We start from the raw sequence: 362 nt of genomic DNA on the forward strand, positions 1-362 counted from the left end.
CTAGGGAGTTCAGGGCTGCGTGTTCGCTGTTGTCGGCGGTGAGGTTCCACCGCCATTTCACGGAGACCCAGTCAACGGCGTAGCCGCACTGCTCCAGAGTCGGAATCCAAGTTGCCGGGTCCTGGGCACCCTTGGACTGATTCACTTCGTCAGTGGCTGCCTCGAGGCTGCGCAGGTAACCAAGGTCGTTGGCGTAGGCCGCACGAAGTTCCGGTGACCAGCGCCAGGCTCCTGACTGCCAAGCCTCCTGCAAAGGCACGAGGTGGTCGACGTCCACGTCGGAGGGGTTCGTCCATGTGGCACCGTCGTACCGGGAGTACCACTGGCCTGCGATGATCGTGCAGCCGCTGCTGTAGGAAACG

At 63.0% G+C, this 362-nt stretch carries 1 protein-coding gene; it reads right to left on the bottom strand.

What is annotated here, in order from left to right:
• Nucleotides 1–337: GmrSD restriction endonuclease domain-containing protein (locus AC3XQU_RS23280; RefSeq protein ID WP_489876522.1), on the bottom strand; the 337-nt coding region annotated here is incomplete at its 3' end.
• Between the last annotated feature and the right edge of the window lie 25 nt (nucleotides 338–362).

Source organism: Telluria sp. AZSoR62, from assembly GCF_058111565.1.